The sequence below is a fragment of the Paenibacillus aceris genome (assembly GCF_017874035.1).
Classification (GTDB): domain Bacteria; phylum Bacillota; class Bacilli; order Paenibacillales; family NBRC-103111; genus Paenibacillus_E; species Paenibacillus_E aceris.
The window spans coordinates 1-19398 of the sequence record NZ_JAGGKV010000031.1; the positions used below are offsets into that span (position 1 = coordinate 1).

The 19398-nt window shown below is 45.6% G+C and carries 12 protein-coding genes; 1 reads left to right on the plus strand and 11 read right to left on the minus strand.

Annotated features, from left to right (window positions below):
• Window positions 1-417: 417 nt before the first annotated feature.
• From J2Z65_RS31660 to J2Z65_RS31705, 10 genes are all read right to left on the minus strand, one after another.
• Entirely contained in the window at window positions 418-957 is a 540-nt protein-coding gene (locus tag J2Z65_RS31660) for a GNAT family N-acetyltransferase (RefSeq protein ID WP_167052617.1), read from the minus strand.
• 222 nt (window positions 958-1179) lie between these two features.
• Window positions 1180-1962, minus strand: a complete 783-nt coding sequence (locus tag J2Z65_RS31665) for a putative protein N(5)-glutamine methyltransferase (protein ID WP_167052619.1) — start codon at window positions 1960-1962, stop codon at window positions 1180-1182.
• A 272-nt stretch (window positions 1963-2234) separates the two neighbouring features.
• Window positions 2235-3113 carry an ROK family protein gene (locus J2Z65_RS31670; protein WP_275690992.1) on the minus strand — a complete coding sequence of 293 codons (879 nt, stop codon included), beginning with the start codon at window positions 3111-3113 and terminating at the stop codon, window positions 2235-2237.
• Between the two features lie 4 nt (window positions 3114-3117).
• Window positions 3118-4740 carry a response regulator gene (locus J2Z65_RS31675; protein WP_167052622.1) on the minus strand — a complete coding sequence of 541 codons (1623 nt, stop codon included), beginning with the start codon at window positions 4738-4740 and terminating at the stop codon, window positions 3118-3120.
• 122 nt (window positions 4741-4862) lie between these two features.
• Window positions 4863-6323: a glycoside hydrolase family 32 protein gene (locus J2Z65_RS31680; protein ID WP_167052624.1), complete on the minus strand. Its 1461-nt coding sequence runs from the start codon at window positions 6321-6323 to the stop codon at window positions 4863-4865.
• Window positions 6324-6376: 53 nt separating this feature from the next.
• Window positions 6377-7207 (minus strand): carbohydrate ABC transporter permease, encoded by an 831-nt coding sequence (locus J2Z65_RS31685; protein ID WP_167052626.1) that lies wholly within the window; start codon window positions 7205-7207, stop codon window positions 6377-6379.
• A gap of 21 nt (window positions 7208-7228) precedes the next feature.
• On the minus strand, window positions 7229-8155 hold the full coding sequence (locus tag J2Z65_RS31690; protein ID WP_167052628.1) for a carbohydrate ABC transporter permease: 927 nt from the start codon (window positions 8153-8155) through the stop codon (window positions 7229-7231).
• Window positions 8156-8293: 138 nt separating this feature from the next.
• Entirely contained in the window at window positions 8294-9610 is a 1317-nt protein-coding gene (locus J2Z65_RS31695) for an ABC transporter substrate-binding protein (protein ID WP_167052630.1), read from the minus strand.
• Window positions 9611-9881: 271 nt separating this feature from the next.
• Window positions 9882-11705, minus strand: coding sequence for a sensor histidine kinase (locus J2Z65_RS31700; protein WP_167052632.1), 1824 nt, complete (start codon window positions 11703-11705; stop codon window positions 9882-9884).
• Between the two features lie 48 nt (window positions 11706-11753).
• Window positions 11754-12746, minus strand: coding sequence for a LacI family DNA-binding transcriptional regulator (locus J2Z65_RS31705; protein WP_167052634.1), 993 nt, complete (start codon window positions 12744-12746; stop codon window positions 11754-11756).
• Window positions 12747-13099: 353 nt separating this feature from the next.
• Here J2Z65_RS31705 and J2Z65_RS31710 point away from each other — a divergent pair, with 353 nt between their 5' ends.
• Complete coding sequence (locus tag J2Z65_RS31710; protein ID WP_167052636.1) at window positions 13100-13288, plus strand: sporulation protein Cse60; 189 nt, start codon at window positions 13100-13102, stop codon at window positions 13286-13288.
• A gap of 412 nt (window positions 13289-13700) precedes the next feature.
• Here J2Z65_RS31710 and J2Z65_RS31715 read toward each other — a convergent pair whose 3' ends face one another.
• The gene (locus J2Z65_RS31715) at window positions 13701-19064 is read right to left on the minus strand and encodes an Ig-like domain-containing protein (RefSeq protein WP_167052638.1); all 5364 of its coding nucleotides are present in this window, start codon (window positions 19062-19064) and stop codon (window positions 13701-13703) included.
• Window positions 19065-19398 lie beyond the last annotated feature (334 nt).

Consider the following 19398-nt stretch of genomic DNA (forward strand, 5'->3'; position numbering starts at 1 on the left):
TATTAGGCACGCCGCCAGCGTTCGTCCTGAGCCAGGATCAAACTCTCCATAATAGAAAAGCTTAATTGTACTCATTGACTTGCTAGCGAGATTTTTCAATCTCATTTATAGTCGATTGCTCGACTGTGCTTTACTCACTCGTTGTTCAGTTTTCAAAGATCAATTTCTTTCGCTCACTGCCGCGTTGCCGAAGCAGCGAAAAGTAATATACCATGTTCAAAAATGAATTGCAAGTGTTTTTTTTGAACCATTCTTAAATTTTTGAACACGATCAGTTTATTGAACGATCCTGACTGGTTCATGCTGTTATTTAGAGAATAATTTCCCATATTCATCTGAAGTATACATCGCTTCGGACAAACAGTTATTTATTCGCATTGAATGGTGGATTTGCAATATACCATGTATTTAAAAGTATTACAACCTTTCATCCGTAAAAATATTCTTCGATGCATCAGTCTCCAGTCGCCAGTCATTACACTGCATAAGGTTTCCCGGAGGGTACTCAAATTCGCAACTACTCATCAATTGAAAGCCGAGCTTTTGGCAAACTGCGTTCGACGCCGGGTTGTTAATAGACGGAAACGCATGCATATACATATGCTTTTTCTCAACGTTTGCGTTTGCGATAGCTTCTGCGACAGCTGCGGTCGCAATTCCCCTGCCTTGGAATGACGGTAAAACACTCCAGCCAATCTCGTATACGCTCTGGCCTTCCCACATACTATCCCAGTAACCGACGCTGCCGACGGTCTCGTATCCAGGAAGCAGCACAATACTGAACATGCGGCCGGTCCCCTTTCCGTCGATCTCAAGGTACCGTTTGTGGCGATTTAGAATTTGCTCTTCCGTTTCCGAGCCTCCAAGGTGTTCCATCATTTCAGGAGCATTAATTAGACGAAGCAAATCAAGATTAGCGTCAGACCAAATCTTTAGGAAGACATGTGGCGTTTTCATTTGCTTTCAACATCCCCCTCACCGCTTATATACGAAATCCCTTTAATAGTAACAAGAACATACGTTCCTAGTCAAATTTTCGTCACTGGGTACTGGACTTTTGAGGCTGGATCTCCCCTTGCTGATATTGATCTTTTCAGGATTTCCCCATAACTGGTATTAAGCTTTTGACGATTTCTCCTTAATTCGTATTGAGCTTTTGAGAACCTGTTTGCCCCCTCTCTAGAGGGAGGGTCTGGTTCCAACGATGACGGTAGCATCCAGTTCATCAAATCTGGCCACTCTCGGGATCAGCCCGCTGTGAGCAAAAATCTCGACAGTCTGCGGCGCCTGCCGCTCGCTAATCTCAACCAACAAGTGGCCGCCCGGTGCCAGCCAGAGCGGCGCCACTGTCGCCACCCGTCGTTGGAAGTCAAGCCCATCTACACCCCCGTCAAGCGCAATCCGAGCTTCATGAATACGGGCTTCCGAAGGAAGGAGCTCGATAGCGCCGGTTGGCACATAGGGTACGTTAGCGAGCAGGATGTCGATGCTGTTAAGCAGTTTCGTGGGCAGCGCCTCGAAAAGGTCACCTTCGTATACGTGACCACCGGCGGCATCAAGATTACGGCGGGCACACTGTACGGCTGCCGGGTCAATGTCGACGGCATACAGCTCAATCCGTTCCAATGTTGCTGCCAGCGCAGCTCCCAAAGCGCCCGAACCGCAGCATAGATCAACGACGATGGCTCCTGACTTGGCAATTTCTGCGGCCTGACGAACGAGAAACTCTGTGCGGTGACGGGGGATGAAGACTCCCGGATCCACCGCGATCCGCAGACCGTAGAACTCCGCCCAGCCAATGACGTGCTCAAGTGGAAAGCCTTCGGATCGCCGACCCACCATAGCAGCAAGCTCATCAGACGTCCGGGCTGCTGACATGAGTATCCGGGCCTCATCTTCGGCGAATACGCACCCTGTAGCCCGAAGGCTTGTGACAATATGCTCAAAATTAATATTCTTCATAAAAAGTCACCGCAATTCTTATTCTTTAAAAGTTATGTGATCGATTTAATCTTAAAGTGCTGTGACTGAAGCCCGACTCATCTCTAATCATTTTATCCTCTATGCAATTCGATGGACAGTTACTAAATGGTTATAAGAAACTCTCCTGCCAATGGACGAAGATGGAAAAATTGTCCTAAAAAAAGAAGCCGCCGTGTGGCAGCTCCTCCCGTATCGTTTTAAAAAAGCTTGATTTCTCAAGCTTTTAGAAGAAATTGAACGCTGAAATCTGTCTAGCTCTTCTTTAAAGCCTCTAATCCCAAGGCAAGCGCTCCGCTCAAACCTGCATTATTTCCTAAACCCGGAGCTACGATGTAGCTGTTAATATCATCTAGTATAGCCGGACTGCTGATGTAACCGTTCAAATTCCGTTGAACATTAGCACGTATCAATGGAAATAGTTGCTGTTGGTGCATGACGCCTCCGCCCAAAATGACGATTTTCGGGGATAGCATGAATATCGTCGAACTCACAGATTGGGCAATATAATAGGCTTCTATTTCCCACGCCGGATGATCTGCCGGCATCTCATTTCCTTTCAACCCCCACCGCTTCTCAATAGCCGGACCTGCAGCAAGCCCCTCAAAGCAATCCCCATGATACGTACACATTCCCTCGAAGTGGTCTTCCTTATGACGTCTGACCAAAACATGACCGCCTTCGGGGTGTACAAGTCCATGAACCAAACGCCCCTCCATGTATACGCCTACCCCGATTCCGGTACCAATCGTATAATATACACAGCTATCAAGCCCTTTGGCAGCTCCCCATTTCGCTTCTCCAAGCGCCGCAGCATTCACATCCGTATCCCATCCGAAGGGGACATCGAAAGCTTGCTTCAATGTACCAAGGAAATTATAATTAGCCCACCCTGGCTTAGGCGTCGTGGTAACATAGCCATAGAAGGGACTATTGGGATCAACATGAATGGGTCCAAATGATCCGATTCCAATTGCTGCCACATTTTTATCCACAAAATAGTTGATCACTTTTTCTAAAGTCTGATCCGGATATTCCGTTGGAAAACTTATTTGATCCTCGACAACGCCAGAGTCATTCCCGATACCGCAAACGAACTTAGTCCCTCCAGCTTCGATAGCTCCAATACGCAGCATCTTAATATACCTCCTTCTTATGCAGATGATTGTTCCTACGATATTCGTCAGGAGTCACACCAAATCGACTTTTAAACACTCTATAGAAATACTTCTCATCCTTAAAGCCGACTTTGGGTGCAATTTCATAAACTTTCATGGTGCTGTTTTGAAGCAGTTCGATCCCTTTTTTAATCCGCATGTCGGTCAAATATTTACTGAATGTCATACCCAAATGATTTTTGAACATCAGACTCAAATAATTTGGGCTAAAAAACAAATGATTCGCTACCCGGTCCAAGGATAAATCCTCCATATAATGCATCTCCAAATAATGAAGACATGTTTCAATAACGGATTCGTGCTTTTTGGAACGGCTCTTAAGGATGATGTCCAAAAACTGCAGAAGCGTATCTAGAAACCGCTTTTTACATATGGCATAATCGCTGCTGGCAGACAGCAAGGTTTCGGCCTCGAGCAGGATATCCTTATAATCTTGATCCGTTACAAAGTCTTTAATCACGGAAGCTACACCAGATACCATACGGATTACAGCTTTATTCCATTGATCGGGATAAGGCATTCCGTTTTCTAGGATACGCTCAAACCAATCATCGACATGTTTAACGATCTGCTCGCTCTTTGTTTTACGGATGAATTCCTTGAACAGCTCTTCCTCTTTTAAATAATCATAATGCATGGTGCGAATACGACCGCTAATTTCCGAGTACCGGATCACATCTTGTGTATGCAAAAAATAGCGAAAAGAAGCCGCTGTCAGCGCTTCTTTGCAAGAATGCCTCGCTTCCTGGAACAGATTGCTGCGTTCCTCTCCAATCCCGATCGTCAAAGACATCCCAAATTGCTCGAACGTTTGTGCAGTGAACTCTTTCAACAACTTCGTCAGCGTCCCCATTTCTTCGGCAAAGGGTTGAACCATGGTCAACACTGTGATTAACACGCTCTTATCCTCGCCGGAGTAGAACGAGACGGAAGGACCGATTCTGCTGCTCCGGCCTTCTATCCCGCTTAACATATCGCTTTTCATGCGCTCCACACTATAGAGCGGGTCCATCAGCAGACTTTCATCGTTCAGCTTGGCTACAATCACGATCCCCCTGCTTTGCAAGGAAAATTGTTGACGAATCTCTGCGCACTGGGTCTCGGCTATCCCTCCCGTAACCCAGTCAGAGAGAAGACGCTCATAATAGACGGATAAGGTTCTGTTCAACTGCTGCTTGATTTCTTCATTTTCGAGCTGATTCGTTTTTTCTTTTTGGATGCTGCTCTCCACTTTATCCAGTATTTGAGCTATGCTTTCCTCTTTCACGGGCTTCACTAAATAATCAAAAGCCCCCAGTTGAATCGCCTTTTGCGCATATTCAAAATACCGGTAACCGCTGAGTATAATTACCTTAATGTCATGAGATGAAGTGTTCATCTCCTCAATCAGTTCTAAACCGTCCAGAATAGGCATCTTAATATCCGTGAACACAATATCGATGTCATCCCGCTGGATGACCCCTAATGCTTCTTGACCGTTTTTGGCTTCCAGCACTTGACAGTTAGGTCTGGCTTCCCTGATCATTTTGGCCAATACTCTTCGCTGTATGGCCTCATCATCCACTACCAGTATGTTTTGCATGCAAGCCTCCTAAAAATGTGAAACTTTGATCTCCGATCAAAGATCCCTATATCTCCCCACAAAATGACACTGTGACTCTTCGAAGCCTAGTCCGTTTATTTTGCGGGAACACCGGTTTATGTTCAAATGCTCTTCAGCGGAGTTATATTCAGCGAGATCAGTTTAACTGTTCCATGAAGTGCATAGATTTCCAGACCTTGCTCTTCTTCTCCGGGAAATATTAAATCGGTTATAACGGCTTCCCCATCGCCTGCAAACACTTCGATCGATGACGTATCCACCCATATATGCAGCTTGAGGCGCCGGTCCGACGTTTCTATCGTGACCCCATGTCTGCCAGGGAAATCCGCATGAAAGGCAATCTCACCGGAACGAGAACGATCAACAAAAATCTCTTGCTTTTCTACTTCATAGCCTACCACAGTTTCGGATAAATCTGATGCTCGGACTTTGAATCCAAATTCTGCCGCAGTCTGTAATTCAAACTCAGCCTCTAGCACAAAACACGGAAGATGAAGTTGGGACAGCAGATTGCAACCGGGCTCCACGATCGTTTCATCCCAGCTAGAAGAGTCTAATTTCAACCGGTTTAATTCTTCAACAGGCTGCTGTATGAGTATTATTTGATCCTGGCGGCTAATTAAACTTAACGTTCTTGGGATTGTCATGGCGCTGCGCCAGCTTATCGTTGGCGTCACCTGCGCATATTTCCAGTTGCTCATCCATCCGACATAGATGCGGCGGCCATCCTTAGCCGGAACGTCCGACCAGCTGACTCCCGCGTAATTATCTCTCCCGCTATCGAGCCACTTAACCGTTTCCGGAGAGGCATCGTTCTTAAACACGGTACCGTCGAAATCACCAATGAAGTACTGCGTTCTGGAGCCTTCGCGATACTCCGCGGAATTGCCGATGGAGACCAGCATGACCCATTTCGTTCTGGCAGGATCCCCGTCAATCGCAAGCTCGAATAAATCAGGACATTCCCAGACACCGATATGTGCCCCTTCCCCCTCTCCGAATTGACTGGCAAAGGACCAATCCTTCAAATTCGCCGAATGATAGATGCTTACCGTTTGACCGGAGGCCAGTATCATGATCCATTGATTTGTCTGTGGATGCCAGAACACCTTCGGGTCACGGAAATCCGGGAATCTGGCATCCGACAGCACCGGGTTGCCGCTATACGTGGTCCAGGTTCTGCCGTAATCGCTGCTGTAAGCCAAACTTTGGCGCTCTCTTCGGAGATCGCTATCCGGGTCTTGATCATGATGCGTGAAAATAGCAACCAAGCCGGCCTCTCCGTTAAAAAAACCGGTCGTATCCTGCCAATCCACAACGGCACTGCCGGAAAATATTTGCCCATGCTCATCGGGCTCCAAAGCAATCGGAGCATGCTCCCAGTGCACAAGGTCCCTGCTAATCGCATGGCCCCAATGCATGGGTCCCCAAGTCGTTCCATGAGGATGATATTGATAAAACAAATGGTATTCACCATGGAAATAGACGAGTCCATTGGGATCGTTCATCCAATTTTGCTGCGGGGAAAAATGAAATTGCGGTCTGTAAAGTTCGTTTGTCATTCAATTACCTCAATTCGCATAGAATGATGCCCGGTCGAATTTCCCGAGTCAAGTTACCCTTTGATTCCGGTGCTGGTGATCCCCTGTACATAGTACTTTTGCAGAAGCAGAAAAATCACGACGATTGGCAAGGTGGTGAACGTAAGCGTCGCCATGATTTGCCCGTAGAAAATAGGAGGAAGTGTAAAGAACGTTTGAATGCCGAGCTGTATGTTCCTCAAAGATTCTCCTGTTGTGACCAGAATAGGCCACATAAAATCCCCCCAATGCGAGATAAAGTCCAGTATGAAAACCGTCGTAAATACGGGGCCAGAGAGGGGAATTACAATTTTCAGAAACGTCTTCAGAGGAGAGGAGCCGTCAATCGCCGCCGATTCCAGAAGTTCGTTCGGTATATCCATAAAAAACTGGCGGAACATGAAAATGCTGAAGCAGTTCGCAATAAACGGGACGATAAGCGCCAGCCAAGTGTTCACCCAGCTCAATCCGTTGACGACGAAATAGAGCGGCATCACTATACTTTCAAACGGTACGATCATCAGCGCAATGATGGCGGTAAGGATAACGCCTTTCCCTTTAAAATTAAGCTTGGCCAGCGCATATCCGCAGATCGAATTCACCCCTAAGCCGCTTATGCCGATAACCGAGACATAGAACAAACTGTTAAATAAGTATTTCATCATGGGAATCCGGTCGAAAGCTTTTATATAGTTATCAAATGTTATATTCGTAGGAAGTAAAGACTTGATCGAGCCTAAATCTGCGAAAATTTGATTTTCCGGTTTGAGCGATGAAACGACCATCCATAGCAGCGGGATAATAAAGAGCACCGACATGATAATATTAGACGCATAGATGAAAATTTTAATCTTACGATCAGCCATGAGCTCATCTCCTTCCTAATCTCATCTATCTTTAAAAAATTTCTTCATAGAAAACGAAATCACGACTACAATGAGGAAAAAAATGACGGATACGGCGGATGCATAACCTGCATTCCTGAATTGGAACCCTTGCTGGTAAATGAGCAGCGCAAGCGTTCTTGTGGAATTCTCCGGACCGCCGCCCGTCATTACGTAAGGTTGAGTGAACAGCTTCACCGCTTGAATCGTCGTAATCGTCAGAACGAATACGATGACATTGTACAAACTTGGAATCGTAATAAATTTGAGCTGTTGAAACTTATTCGCCCCGTCCATCGCCGATGCTTCATACAAATCTTTCGGTATACTTTGTAGTCCCGCCAGAAATATCATCATTTGATATCCCGCTGCTTGCCATACGGACATAAAGATAATGGAATTCATCGCCTGATCCGCGCTTCGGAGGAAAGGCTGCTTCGGTATGCCAAAGATATGTAAAGCGGAATTGATCAATCCCTCATTCGGGTTATACAGAGAAATCCACAAAATCGCGATAACCGTCATGGATGTAATAACCGGGCTAAAGTAAGCAATCCGGAATACATTTCTCATCTTAAGTTGATTGTTGACTAACAAGGCCAGCAGCAGCGCTACCGCTGATTGGACAGGCACGACGATGACAGTGAAATACATTGTGTTATACAAGGATTTATAAAAGAGCTTATCCTTAAAAAGGAGCATATAATTATCCAGGCCCGTAAATGTAATCTGATCAGGCCTCAGTAAATTAAATTTGGTGAATCCGAACACCACCGCCAACAAAAAAGGCAGCAACAGGAATACAATCAACAGGATCACAGCTGGCAGAATAAATGAATATCCCGTGATAGACTCTCTTCGCTTCTGAAGTCCGATTGATGTCACTTTAGACTTTGTGCTTGCATGGACTTGTGTACTAACGTTCTGCATGGATCAATCATCACTCCTCTCCAAGAATCCAATAATTCTGGAATCGTCAATCTAATGTTATCTTCTAAATGACCGCAGAGAGCGGCATCCTGCCGAAGGAGCTGTCCTGATGCCGTTTCTGCGTTAACATGCATAGATTTAGTTTTTAAAGTTTCGTTTATATTCCTCATCGTAAGAATCAGCCACATTATCCAAAGATTTCTTCACATCAGCGCCCATCATAATGTCCGTTAATGCTTCAGCGAACTTTTGCGTCAGCACCGGATAGGCCGGTGTGACCGGTCTTGCATGGGATACCGTCGTCACCTGCTCCTTAATGATTCGCAAAGGAAGATCGTTATATTCCGGCAGACTGTCATAGGCCGATTTCCTGCTGGCCGGCATGCTGATTGCTTTGGCAAGCTGAGCGGAGCTGTCTTTGTTCGTCATCCACTTCATCACTTCCGCCGCTTCCTTCGGATGCTTACTGTCTGTGGATACGCCGATAGCCCAACTGCCCGATGGAGAGGTCACACTGCCGTCGGCTTTTTTAGGGAAATAGGTAATTCCCCATTCCAAATCCGGATAATTCTTAAAGCCCGGAATGTTCCACGGTCCGCCCAGCTTTGTCGCAGCTTTGCCCTCTTCGAACTCGGTCGGCTTCGGATCAATGTTAAACAGTTTCTCTTTCGCCAGCTTTTGCAAGAAATTTGCAGCCGCAAGTCCCTTGTCGCTGTTAACCCACCCCTTCGCTGACGTACCTTCTTTATTGACAATGTCCGTTCCCGCTGAAATCCACATTTGCTCGAAAGCGTACGTCATCCACTCGCCTTTGTCATTGATCATGTTCGTGCCGAACACATCGTTCTGTGCTGTCTTCTTCATCACGTCATACCACTGATCCCAAGTCCAAGCATCCTTAATATTCGTTGGAGGTTCAATGCCGTACTGTTTCATAATTTTTTTGTTGTAGAACAAGACGACAGAAGACTCGGCTAGCCCGGCGGCATAAAATTTATCTTTGTAGGTCCCTTGCTGAATAATGGAAGGAACGAAGTCGTTCAGATCGTCTTTGGTATAATATTCATCCAATGGAATGACGATTTGGGACGCTGCGTAATTCGCAACATTCGGACCATCCATGGAAAGCACGTCCGGAAGTGTATGTGAGGCTACGGCCGCATTAATTTTATCTTCATAGGCAAATGAGTTTCCTCTTGTAATCGGCTCCATTTTCAACTTGATTTTCCCTTGGTAAGCCTTATTGAACTCATCAACTCTTCGTACGTAGAAATCGTCTTCCGGTCCGCTCGCTTGCGGTCTCCAATAGGAAATTTCCACTTCCTTCTGGGCAGCTTGACCACTGTTTCCGGCAGCGTCACCTGAGTTCGTTTGACCACTTGATGAACAACCGGCAAGCAGGGAGACAGTGAGTAAACCAGTGACCGTCAGCAGTCCTTTTTTTCCTTCTTTCATTCAAACCCCTCCATAACGTTATCTTGTTTACGCTTTCATCATATCGTGATATGTGCAGCCGATCCTACTCTAAAAAACGTGAAAAGGTGGACTTTTGTACCGAAAACCCTTACATTTTTGATTTTCATAGGGAAAAGCAGCAATTTCACATCGCCTCGACACGTGAGAAAGCTTTTTTCGACGTCTCAAGTATCTCCACCAAATAAAAAAGGACTGCCCTCGATGGTCAGGATAGACCCTCTGAGACAATCCCACGTCCATTCTTTACCCATCACGAGGTAGTTGGCAGTGGTAAAGTAATGGTTATAATAGTACCTTTATTTCCTTGAGATTGGATTTTCACACCGTACTGAGCACCATAAATGAGCTTAACTCGCTTGTTCACATTGGCAATACCGATCGATTTACTCATGCTGACGGGATCATCTATGGTCGCTAGCACGCGCATAAGCGTATCCGGCTCCATGCCTTTTCCGTTATCTTCAATAGTAAACACCCTGGTAGTATCTTCAATCCGCCCGCATATCCGGATCCACCCGCCTGTTTCCCTGTCTTCCAAAGCATGAATCAGCGCATTCTCCATGAACGGTTGTAAGAAAAACTTGGGCACCGTGTAACGATATAGGGCCGGATCGATCTGATATTCGATATGAAATTTATCTTCAAACCGCTGTCTCATAATATAATCGTAATTTTGTAAATATTTCACATCTTCGCTGAAAGCCACCTCGCCTGACTTTTTAGCTGTGTATTCCAGCATCTCCGAAAGCTCCACGAGCATATTGCTGATCACCGTCTGCTTATTTTCGATGGCTAAATAATTAATGATATTAAGTGTATTATAGAGAAAGTGCGGGTTGAATTGAAAATTCAGAGCCTTTAACTCAGCCTCCATCTCTTTCAAATGCGTTTCATAATTTTCCTCAATCAAAACTTGGATCTTATCGTTCATCTGATTAAATTTATGGATGATTAAATTAACTTCGCTAGCCCCGTAAGTTTCAATCCTCGTATTGAAATTCCCTTCCCCACTCTGTTTAATCCCCCACATCAGCTTCTTAAGCGGCATGGTAATTCGGCTTGAAAAGAAAGAGGCAAGAAAAATGGATAAGCCAATGACCAATAGAGTGGAATAGAGCGTATAGCTGAACATATTTGGCATCGTTTTCAACAGATTGTCATACGGGATAAAAACCGCAGACAACCAGCCTGTCGTATCAATCACGTCAAAGCAAACGACCATCTTTTTCCCGTCCACTTGTACAAATTCGGTTCCGTTCTTCCTCGCTATGGCACTGTTGATCCATTCCTGGCTTACAGGCCCAGAAGCGATTCGATTGGAAGTTGAAACGACCTTGTTGTCTTTGGTCAAAACATAGTAGTAAGAGTCCTTAACAACAAGACTCTCTTTAAACGCCCTACTAATCATGGATTCCTGGAAATTAACGAGAAGAATCGGCCTTTCTGCCTCTTTATCCATAGATCTCAACAAGTTATTGGAGACAATCGATAAATTAATCAGCCTAGTGGCTGTAAATACATACTGGTCTTTCGTGCTGGATACTGCAGAGGAGGCGTAAAATTTCTCAAGTAAATTATAGGTTGGAACCCATAACGTATGATCTTTGGAACTCATCCCAATCTGGTAAATATCAGAAGCGGAGAAATCCTTTTTCGGAATCCAGAAATTAGGATTTCCCCCAAAGGTGTAATCTTTCGTGGCCAAATTTACCGAGTACACATCTTCCGAAGTAGGAAAATATTTCTGTAGAACCCGGGTTACTTTTCTATCGTTTTCATAATCAAAATATTTCTTTTGCAAATCGGCTGTGTTAAACAATTCGAATAAATCTTCATCCAGATGCATATTGATCGCGCTCTGCTCTACACTCGCAAACTTCGCATCCAAGGACTGATTGCTGCTTTTCACTAACCCCAAATACGTTCCGCTTGCGTTCTCCAAGATAACTTCCGAACTCTTCGCATAATAACCTACGCCGAGTACAGTCATCGAGACGACGATCAGCGCAATGTACGAAGAAGTTAGTCGCACTCTCAAGCTTAGATTTGCATACATCATTCTAGCTGATTTCATTCAACGCACTCCTTGCTTCGTTAGCCTTCTTCCTATAAAATCTGGAACTTACGAGTGCTTTGCCGCACCAGCCAGACTTGGGCGTTCTACGAAGTCCGCAGTCAGCACCTTGCTGTTCACACTATGCCCTGCGATGAGCTGCATCAAAATATCGATAGCCGCATAGGCTGCTTCCGACCTCGGATATACCAGTGCAGCGATGGGAGGATGGGTCTCAGACACCATCAGAATGTTCTCTGAGCCGATGATCGACAATCGATCCGGAACGTTCCAGCCTCTGGACCTGCAGGCGGCATTCACCCCGATGGCCATCAAATCGTTAGCGCACAAGACAGCAGTGAACTCCGGCGCTTCAGCAAGCTCCATGACCATCTGATAAGCCGTCTCATACCGGCCTCCCCCGGTAAGGAAGGTGCAGTCCATAGACCGAAAAGTTTCGTCCGACTGCATAGCCCGCATGAAACCTTCCAATCTGCAGCAGAGCGGGTCAAGCAGATTGCTATGAGACATGAATGCGATATGCCGGTGTCCCAAGCGAACCAATTCCCGGATGATCTGCAAGTAGGCTGCCTCCCAGTCCATATCCACACTGACGACATCCCCCTGCACCTGCTTCATAACCGATACCATCGGTACATTTCGTTTCAAGAAAAACTCCCGTGTCCCCGCATCCAAACTCTGCCCCAAAAGCACGATACCGTCCACTCGTCCGGCCAACAGGATTTTCAACTCGTCCTCCCGACCGTCACAATAACTCTGATAAGTGATCATATAGCCATGATTCCGTGCCGCTGCCTCCAGGTGTAGAAGGAGACCGGCCTCAAACGGATTGCCGATGTAATTCGTCAGAACTGCCAGTTGAAAGCTTTTCTTCGTCTTCAGGCTCCGGGCCGTGTGGTTCGGTTGGTAGCCCAGCTCTTCTATGGCCTGCAGCACTTTCATCCGTGTTTCTTCCTTAACGAAGCTTTTATTGTTAAGCACATAAGATACCACAGCATCTGAAACTCCAACATGCCGGGCGACATCACTGCGAGTCACCATATCTGATCTCCTTGTCCATTGCATTTGACTTTAACCCAAGTCTAACAAGTATCTGCAAAAATGCAATGAGTGGATTGATAACTCAGACTTCCACTTTATAGAAAATTAATCCTAACTGGAGTTGCCTGATCATGCGTATTCCTTATTGATCGAAAGGTATTCCCCTTTCCGAAAGTAACAAATTTATTTACTTCTCACCTAATTAGGAGGTTGATGGAAAATTGGAATTGACAGCGATTTCTTTCGATGGTATGGTCAAAGGAATATGCAAGACATTCCGCATCTAGATCGGGATGTCTTGTTGTATTTCTGTTCTTTTTTTACATTTAATGTATATGAAAGGGGGTTAAAAGGTGATTCAAGTAAAAGAATTTCTGGACACGGATTCATCCTACGCAGAGTCGAGAGCTAATCAATTTTTGGCTGAGTTGACGGATGATCAGGTTATTAACGTATGCTACGGCTCTATCCTGAAGACAGGAAAGCATGATGCAGGACTCCAACGTAGTTCCATCCTTATTGTTTATAAAACAAAAGAATAAATGCCGATTTTCCTGCGTCTTATCAACTATTAAAGAGGTACTGATATGAAATCAAGAGTTGAAACTTTCTTTAAGCTAATCTCATTGATCTCAACACTTTTTCTCGCAGGAATATTGGTATATGTCATCTTACGCAATACCTGATTTTCCGTTTAAAGGATGTCACGAAGAGGTTTTAACGAGCATAAGCTTCACTTTTTTTAAAAGCAGGGAGGTTCGTCAAAATGAACATGCATTGGCATTGTCGTCTAATCATTTCCGGTGGAATTTACGATGAACCGTAGTTTGATGTGATGGAGTGAGGCCGCCCTATAACTAGTTAATATCAGGTCTGGTACGACAAAATCGCAAATAAAAGGGGCAATCCGTTTAGCAAATTACTTTGCTAAATGAATTGCCCCTTATTTTATGGTTATAGCGCCTTGGTAGCTACTAATAGATTAAATAGGATCTGAGCGGCCTCTGCACGAGTAGAAATGCCTTTCGGATCGAATTTGTCTGCTCCACGCCCTTGGATCAGGTCGAGAGTCGCCGCCGTTTGCACAAATTCAGTTGCCCACGATGATATTTGATCTTCATCTGCGAATGAATGTGTTGCTTTGTTGGAGACTTTACCATACTTGTACTCGTAAGCTCTGAGCAGCATCGTGACCATTTCCTCGCGGGTAATGGGTGCGTTCGGATCGAACAACGCCGCCAGCTTGCCTTGTACAATTCCTGCCTTCACTGCGACAGAGACTGCATCCGCGTACCAATCACCGGACTGCACGTCGCTAAATACCGTTGCGCCTTTTTCCGTGAGATTTAACGCTCTCACGAGAAGCGCTGTAAACTCGGCACGCGTTACGCTGCGCTCCGGTTCGAAGGTAGTGGCGCTCGTACCATTAACGAATTGTTTCGCTGCAAGCTCTTTGATCACGTTGGAAGCCCAATGGCCGGAGGGCACATCAGCAAAGGTCTTCGTAACTTCAATTACAGCATATTTACTAAAATGGCTGATCTCGGCCGCGAGGAAATCATTGTGCAATTTGCCGCCGACATACGTCAGTGTTCCGTCATCAGCAATATAATAGATGCCTACCAATTTAGGATTCATTGATACAGGATTCTTTAGCTCAATTGTAATCGGCTTATTAAATTTCGAAAGTTCAACGATCTTCCCATTAGATGTCTGAATGAATAAATGGAATTCATACACATCGCCGGCTAGTTTATTTTCCGAGTTCGCTGACAGATTGATTGTGTGGATAAGATCTTTCGCATCAGCCTTTGCGATTACGTCCAGCTTCAGTGATATCATACCGCCCTTTAATTCATCAACCGTGAGCTTATCTGTTAATTGCTTAAACACCTCAGAGGGAATAGAAAGAGATAATGCATCTGACTTGATCTCCAAATGGTTGGAGTTGATCAGATCGGCTGTATTTGCAGGAAGTCTAATCTCCGAAATGCTCGTCGGAACCTCGATAATCGTTGTGCCATTTTGATTGTTCGATAGTTGAGTAGTTGTAACAGTTAGAACAGTGTCCGTTGCTGGTTGGTATGGTGAACCACCAACACCTCCACCTCCGCCAGTTTGCTGTGCATATACAGTAACGGAACAAGTTGCCGTGAACCCGCCATCGGCAGTCGTTGCAGTAATGATCGCGGAGCCGGATGAGATAGCCGTAATGTTCCCATTGGCATCTACCTTGGCAACATTAATATTGCTTGAACTCCAAGTAACAGCCTGATTCGCTGCATTTGTCGGGAGCACAGTTGCCGTTAACACACTAGAATCGCCTTTAGTCAAACTGAAGCTAGATTGGTTTAGTGTGATGCCGGTTACGGCAATGTTCGGAACAGGCGCTTGCGGAGTCGCGCTTACTTCATTGGACGCCTCGCTTACTTTTCCTGGATACACCGCTTTAACAACAAAATAATAGGTCGTACCGTTTTCCAAACCTGTCGCGTTATAGCTGTATACATTCCCGCTCACCGTTGACGCAGCAGTTCCATAAAAACCGTCTGCCGTTCTCTGATAAACCGAATAGGTAACCGCCCCGCTCATGGGACTCCAACCAATTGTGACTTGCCCGTCTCCTGCTGATACGGCTTCAATAGTCGGCGGAGTATTCACTTGCCCGGAAATATCGATTATCGCGCTTCCGATTACGCCGGAACCATCATAAGCCTTGGCTACTACTTTCACTTGTCCGTTCTTAACGGCGGTTAACAATCCGCTTGTACTGATCGTTGCCTTATCGGTCGCGCTACTGTCTACGTTATAGACCGACCAAGTGACCGAATTGGAGCTTGCATTCAAAGGCAGTACTTGTGCTGACATTTGCAGTGCGCCATTATCGGAAGTAATTACCCCTGCTCCGCCTTCTCCTGTAACACTGACAGATTGAACTGGACTCCAATAGGGTACAACTGTACCGCTCAAATTAAACTCCGAAAATTCTGCTGTTTTAGCCGCATTTCCACCTAATTTTCTATCAAAAATCCCTACTTTAGGATTCGTCAATGCAAGCGTAAAGGTGTCTGCAACTTGAGTCCAATTGACCCCATCCGCACTGTAAAAACCTTTATAGGTCGTTCCGACTTTATCAATTCTCAAATAAACATCACCAGGAGCCACAGGATCTGTGTAACTTTTGTCTGTTTGCGTACCTGTCTTTACTTGAGAAAACCTGATTTGTTTGGAGGCAGGATTCCCATTGGCTTGTCGTCCCAATGAAATCAAGGTGTTTAGCTTACCGTCATCCTGATAAATGATTAATCCTGCCCACTCATAATTGTTTGTGGCAGCAAAGCTCAGTTTTGTGGAAATGGTAAAATCTCCTGTAGTCCCAGGGTCCCTCAGAAGAATATTAGACGGCTTCGTCCCGCCCCAGCTTCCTTCAATCGTCGTTAATTTCATGGCATTGGGATTCATTGGCGTGATTGCCCAATTATCTCGATTTTCGTTGATCCACGTCCATCCATTCCCCAAAACCAACGATTGACCACTAATGGTGATCGTTTGTTGTCCCGTTGTACCAGAACCATCCTTGGCAGTCGCGATAACGCTCACCGTACCGTCGCTCAGCGCTTTTAACACACCTGTTGCCGTGTCAATTGTCGCGGTACCGGTTCCGTTGATAACCGACCACGTAAATGTTCGATCCGTGGCATTCAGAGGCTGCACATCAGCAAGCATTTGCAATGTAGCACCTTTATAGGTTGCTTCGGTTACACTGTTTTGTCCGCTCACAGTAATATTCGAGACTTTTACAGTTTGCCCGCTGATCGTGATGACCTGGCTTGCTGTGACGCCTGAACCATCATTCGCAGTCGCAATGACTTTTACCGTTCCATCCTTCATAGCCGTCAACAGTCCTCCGCTGCTAATCGACGCGAGATTTGTTGCGGTTCCGTTAGAACTTACGATGGACCAAGTAACCGCCGCATTATCCGCATTCGCAGGAGTTACCACTGCAGACATTTGAAGGGTTCCGTCCTTCGTTGTGATCGCTTTTGCGTTGCCAGCCCCGGATACTACAATATCCGTCACCGCTACGTTCGGGGCTGCTGCTACCGTAACATTAGCCACGGCTTTGATCGAAGTCCCGGTTACTGTTCCATTTACCGTAAAACTTCCTGTAGACGCATACTGGGAAGGAGCGATGCTTTCCCAAGTAACTACTGCCTGTTTTGTTGTAGAATCGTTGAAAATCTGTGTGACAACAGCAGGCAATACAGGTGCTTTTCCTGTAATCGTTGAGAGACTGACAGAAGTAATGCTTGCAACTGTTCTTGGTATGTAATCTCCGAGAGTCGCTCGCATTGCACCTTTTTTCACAGTCGTTCCCATGGCATTCGCAATATGCGTTATTTCGCCAAAACCACTTAAGTACACCGAAGTTGCATGGTGTATTTTGACACCTGCTTTATCCGGAATTTCTATCCCGCTTTCAAGCTTCACTTCCGCGTCTCTAAAAAAGGAATAAATACCCAAACCGTAAGCTTCATGTGAGGTTACTGAATCGCCTACTTTATAGGAAGCATAGCCATTGACAGTACCGCTGCTGCTCATCCAACTGTCTTGGTCAGGAACATCATACGGGATTTCGGTTTGATAAAAGTACATTTTTCCGCGATCGCCGTTCCATACGGTCTGGTACTGATGAAAATGTTCAACGAAGAGTCCATATATGGTGACATCATTCCCGTTTACAACCATACCATTCGTCGTGGTATTGGAATTCCACGCAGCACCTGTTCCGTGATCTGCACGCCATACCCAGAAATGGTCGCCGATGACATTATTGCTGTTTATCTCAATACAAACTTCCGCTTTGGCAAGAGCATCCCCACCGACCCTAAAAAAGAGGTCATGAAGCGAGCTTGGATTACTCACATGATTAGTGGAGCTGCCTTTGGGTCCGAGCTGCAAGAGAACAGGCGAACTTACGCTTCCTGCTTCAAAAAGGAGCCCGGCGATTTTGACGCCATCTACATCCGCAACCGAAAGGGCTACAATGCCGTTGTCCGAGTGCAGCGTAGCAAGTCCAAGACCAAGTACCACGGTGTCGGGTTTCGTTACCCTAATTGTATCCGTGAGATGGTAGACACCTGGTGTAAACAGCAGGTTCTTACCTTGATCGAGCGCGGAATTAATGCTGGCAACAGGTGTTGCAGGATTAGCTATAAAGAAATTTTCTATCGGTATAGAAGTTCCGGCCGTAGACCCGCTAGCCCAACTGGTTCCACTTGTGTTAGTGGCAACACTCGGCACAAATACTTTATACTGATTAGCTGCTGCATCGAAAGTAAGGAAAGGCTTCTCTCGAATCACAGGCGTTTTATCGACAATTGTAAAAGCATTTGTTGGCCAGTTTTCCACAGGGGCATTAACGGAGCCAACAATCGTCGTGTTCCAAACCGAACCACTCCAAGTTGCCCATTTGCTGTTTCTGGAGAACCACTGCTGCTGTGATCCAGACGTCACCGTTCCATCAACGACGGTATCGGCCAGAAATCCCCCGCTTGCCCATCCGCCTTGGTCATGTAAGGTCAAATTCCCTTTCACATGCAAACGTCTCATAGGCGCTGCCTGTGAAACAGCCCATTTCATATCGCCGCTTGATGGTGCTACGGCCAGATTTTCGATGGAACGCCAAAAGTTTTGAGTAGCATTATGACTTCCCGCCCAATCCGCATCGACCGTCACCCCGCCATTGATAGTAACATCATCAGGCAATTGCCCTAAGCCCGACACTTGCGTGTAGAAACCCATTCGAATATTAGCATTGTAGGAGCCTGGCTTAAAGAGCAGTGCATATCTCTCACTGCCGAATTGATTCTTTTCTTGTTTCGTAAATACATCCGTACTAATTGTTTGAATGTCTGCTGCAGGCGTTGTTGGATCAAACACATAGACATTGGGACCGAAGTCAGGCTGCGTTAAGCTAGAGGCTTCTACAGAAAGAGCGGATTCTATACCAGCGCTCACTGATGAAACCTTATAGTAATATCTGGTGTTAGCGTCCAATCCTGAATCAGCATAGTTGTTCAATGAAATATCCGAGGTGTTGACCTTGGCAAAAACACCGTTGCTGCTTAAGGAGCGGTATACGTTATAACTAGCCGCACCTTGTACAGCTGGCCATGACAAACTCACCGAATTGGTTGTCGTCATCGTAACCCCAGGCTGATCAGGCGCTGCCGCAAGAGACGCACCCGGTCCATAAGTAAATAGACTTATTAAAATAGTAAAAGCAAGAATAACAGATAAACTTCTTTTTAACATGCTCGACTCCTCCGTATAAACTATTTAATACATGCCTCAGATCGATGTCTCTGTCTAGTTGTTGTGCTCCTTTGAAGGCAGTAAAATTAAGCGCTTTCAATAGAGCCATTGAGGTCCCCTTTCTTATTCCAAATTCCAAACGGCAGCTTGTCCATTTTGGCGAACTACCTTCATCATATCTATATCTAGACGAGCAGATAAGAAAATAAATTAACCAATGTGACCATTTTTTTAACTTAATAAAAAAAGAGACCCTCAGCAACGGGCTGAAGGTCTAAGTATTATTTTAAAGGGGGGCGACTTTAACGCAAAGAAAGTTCGTTTTATGTTAAAA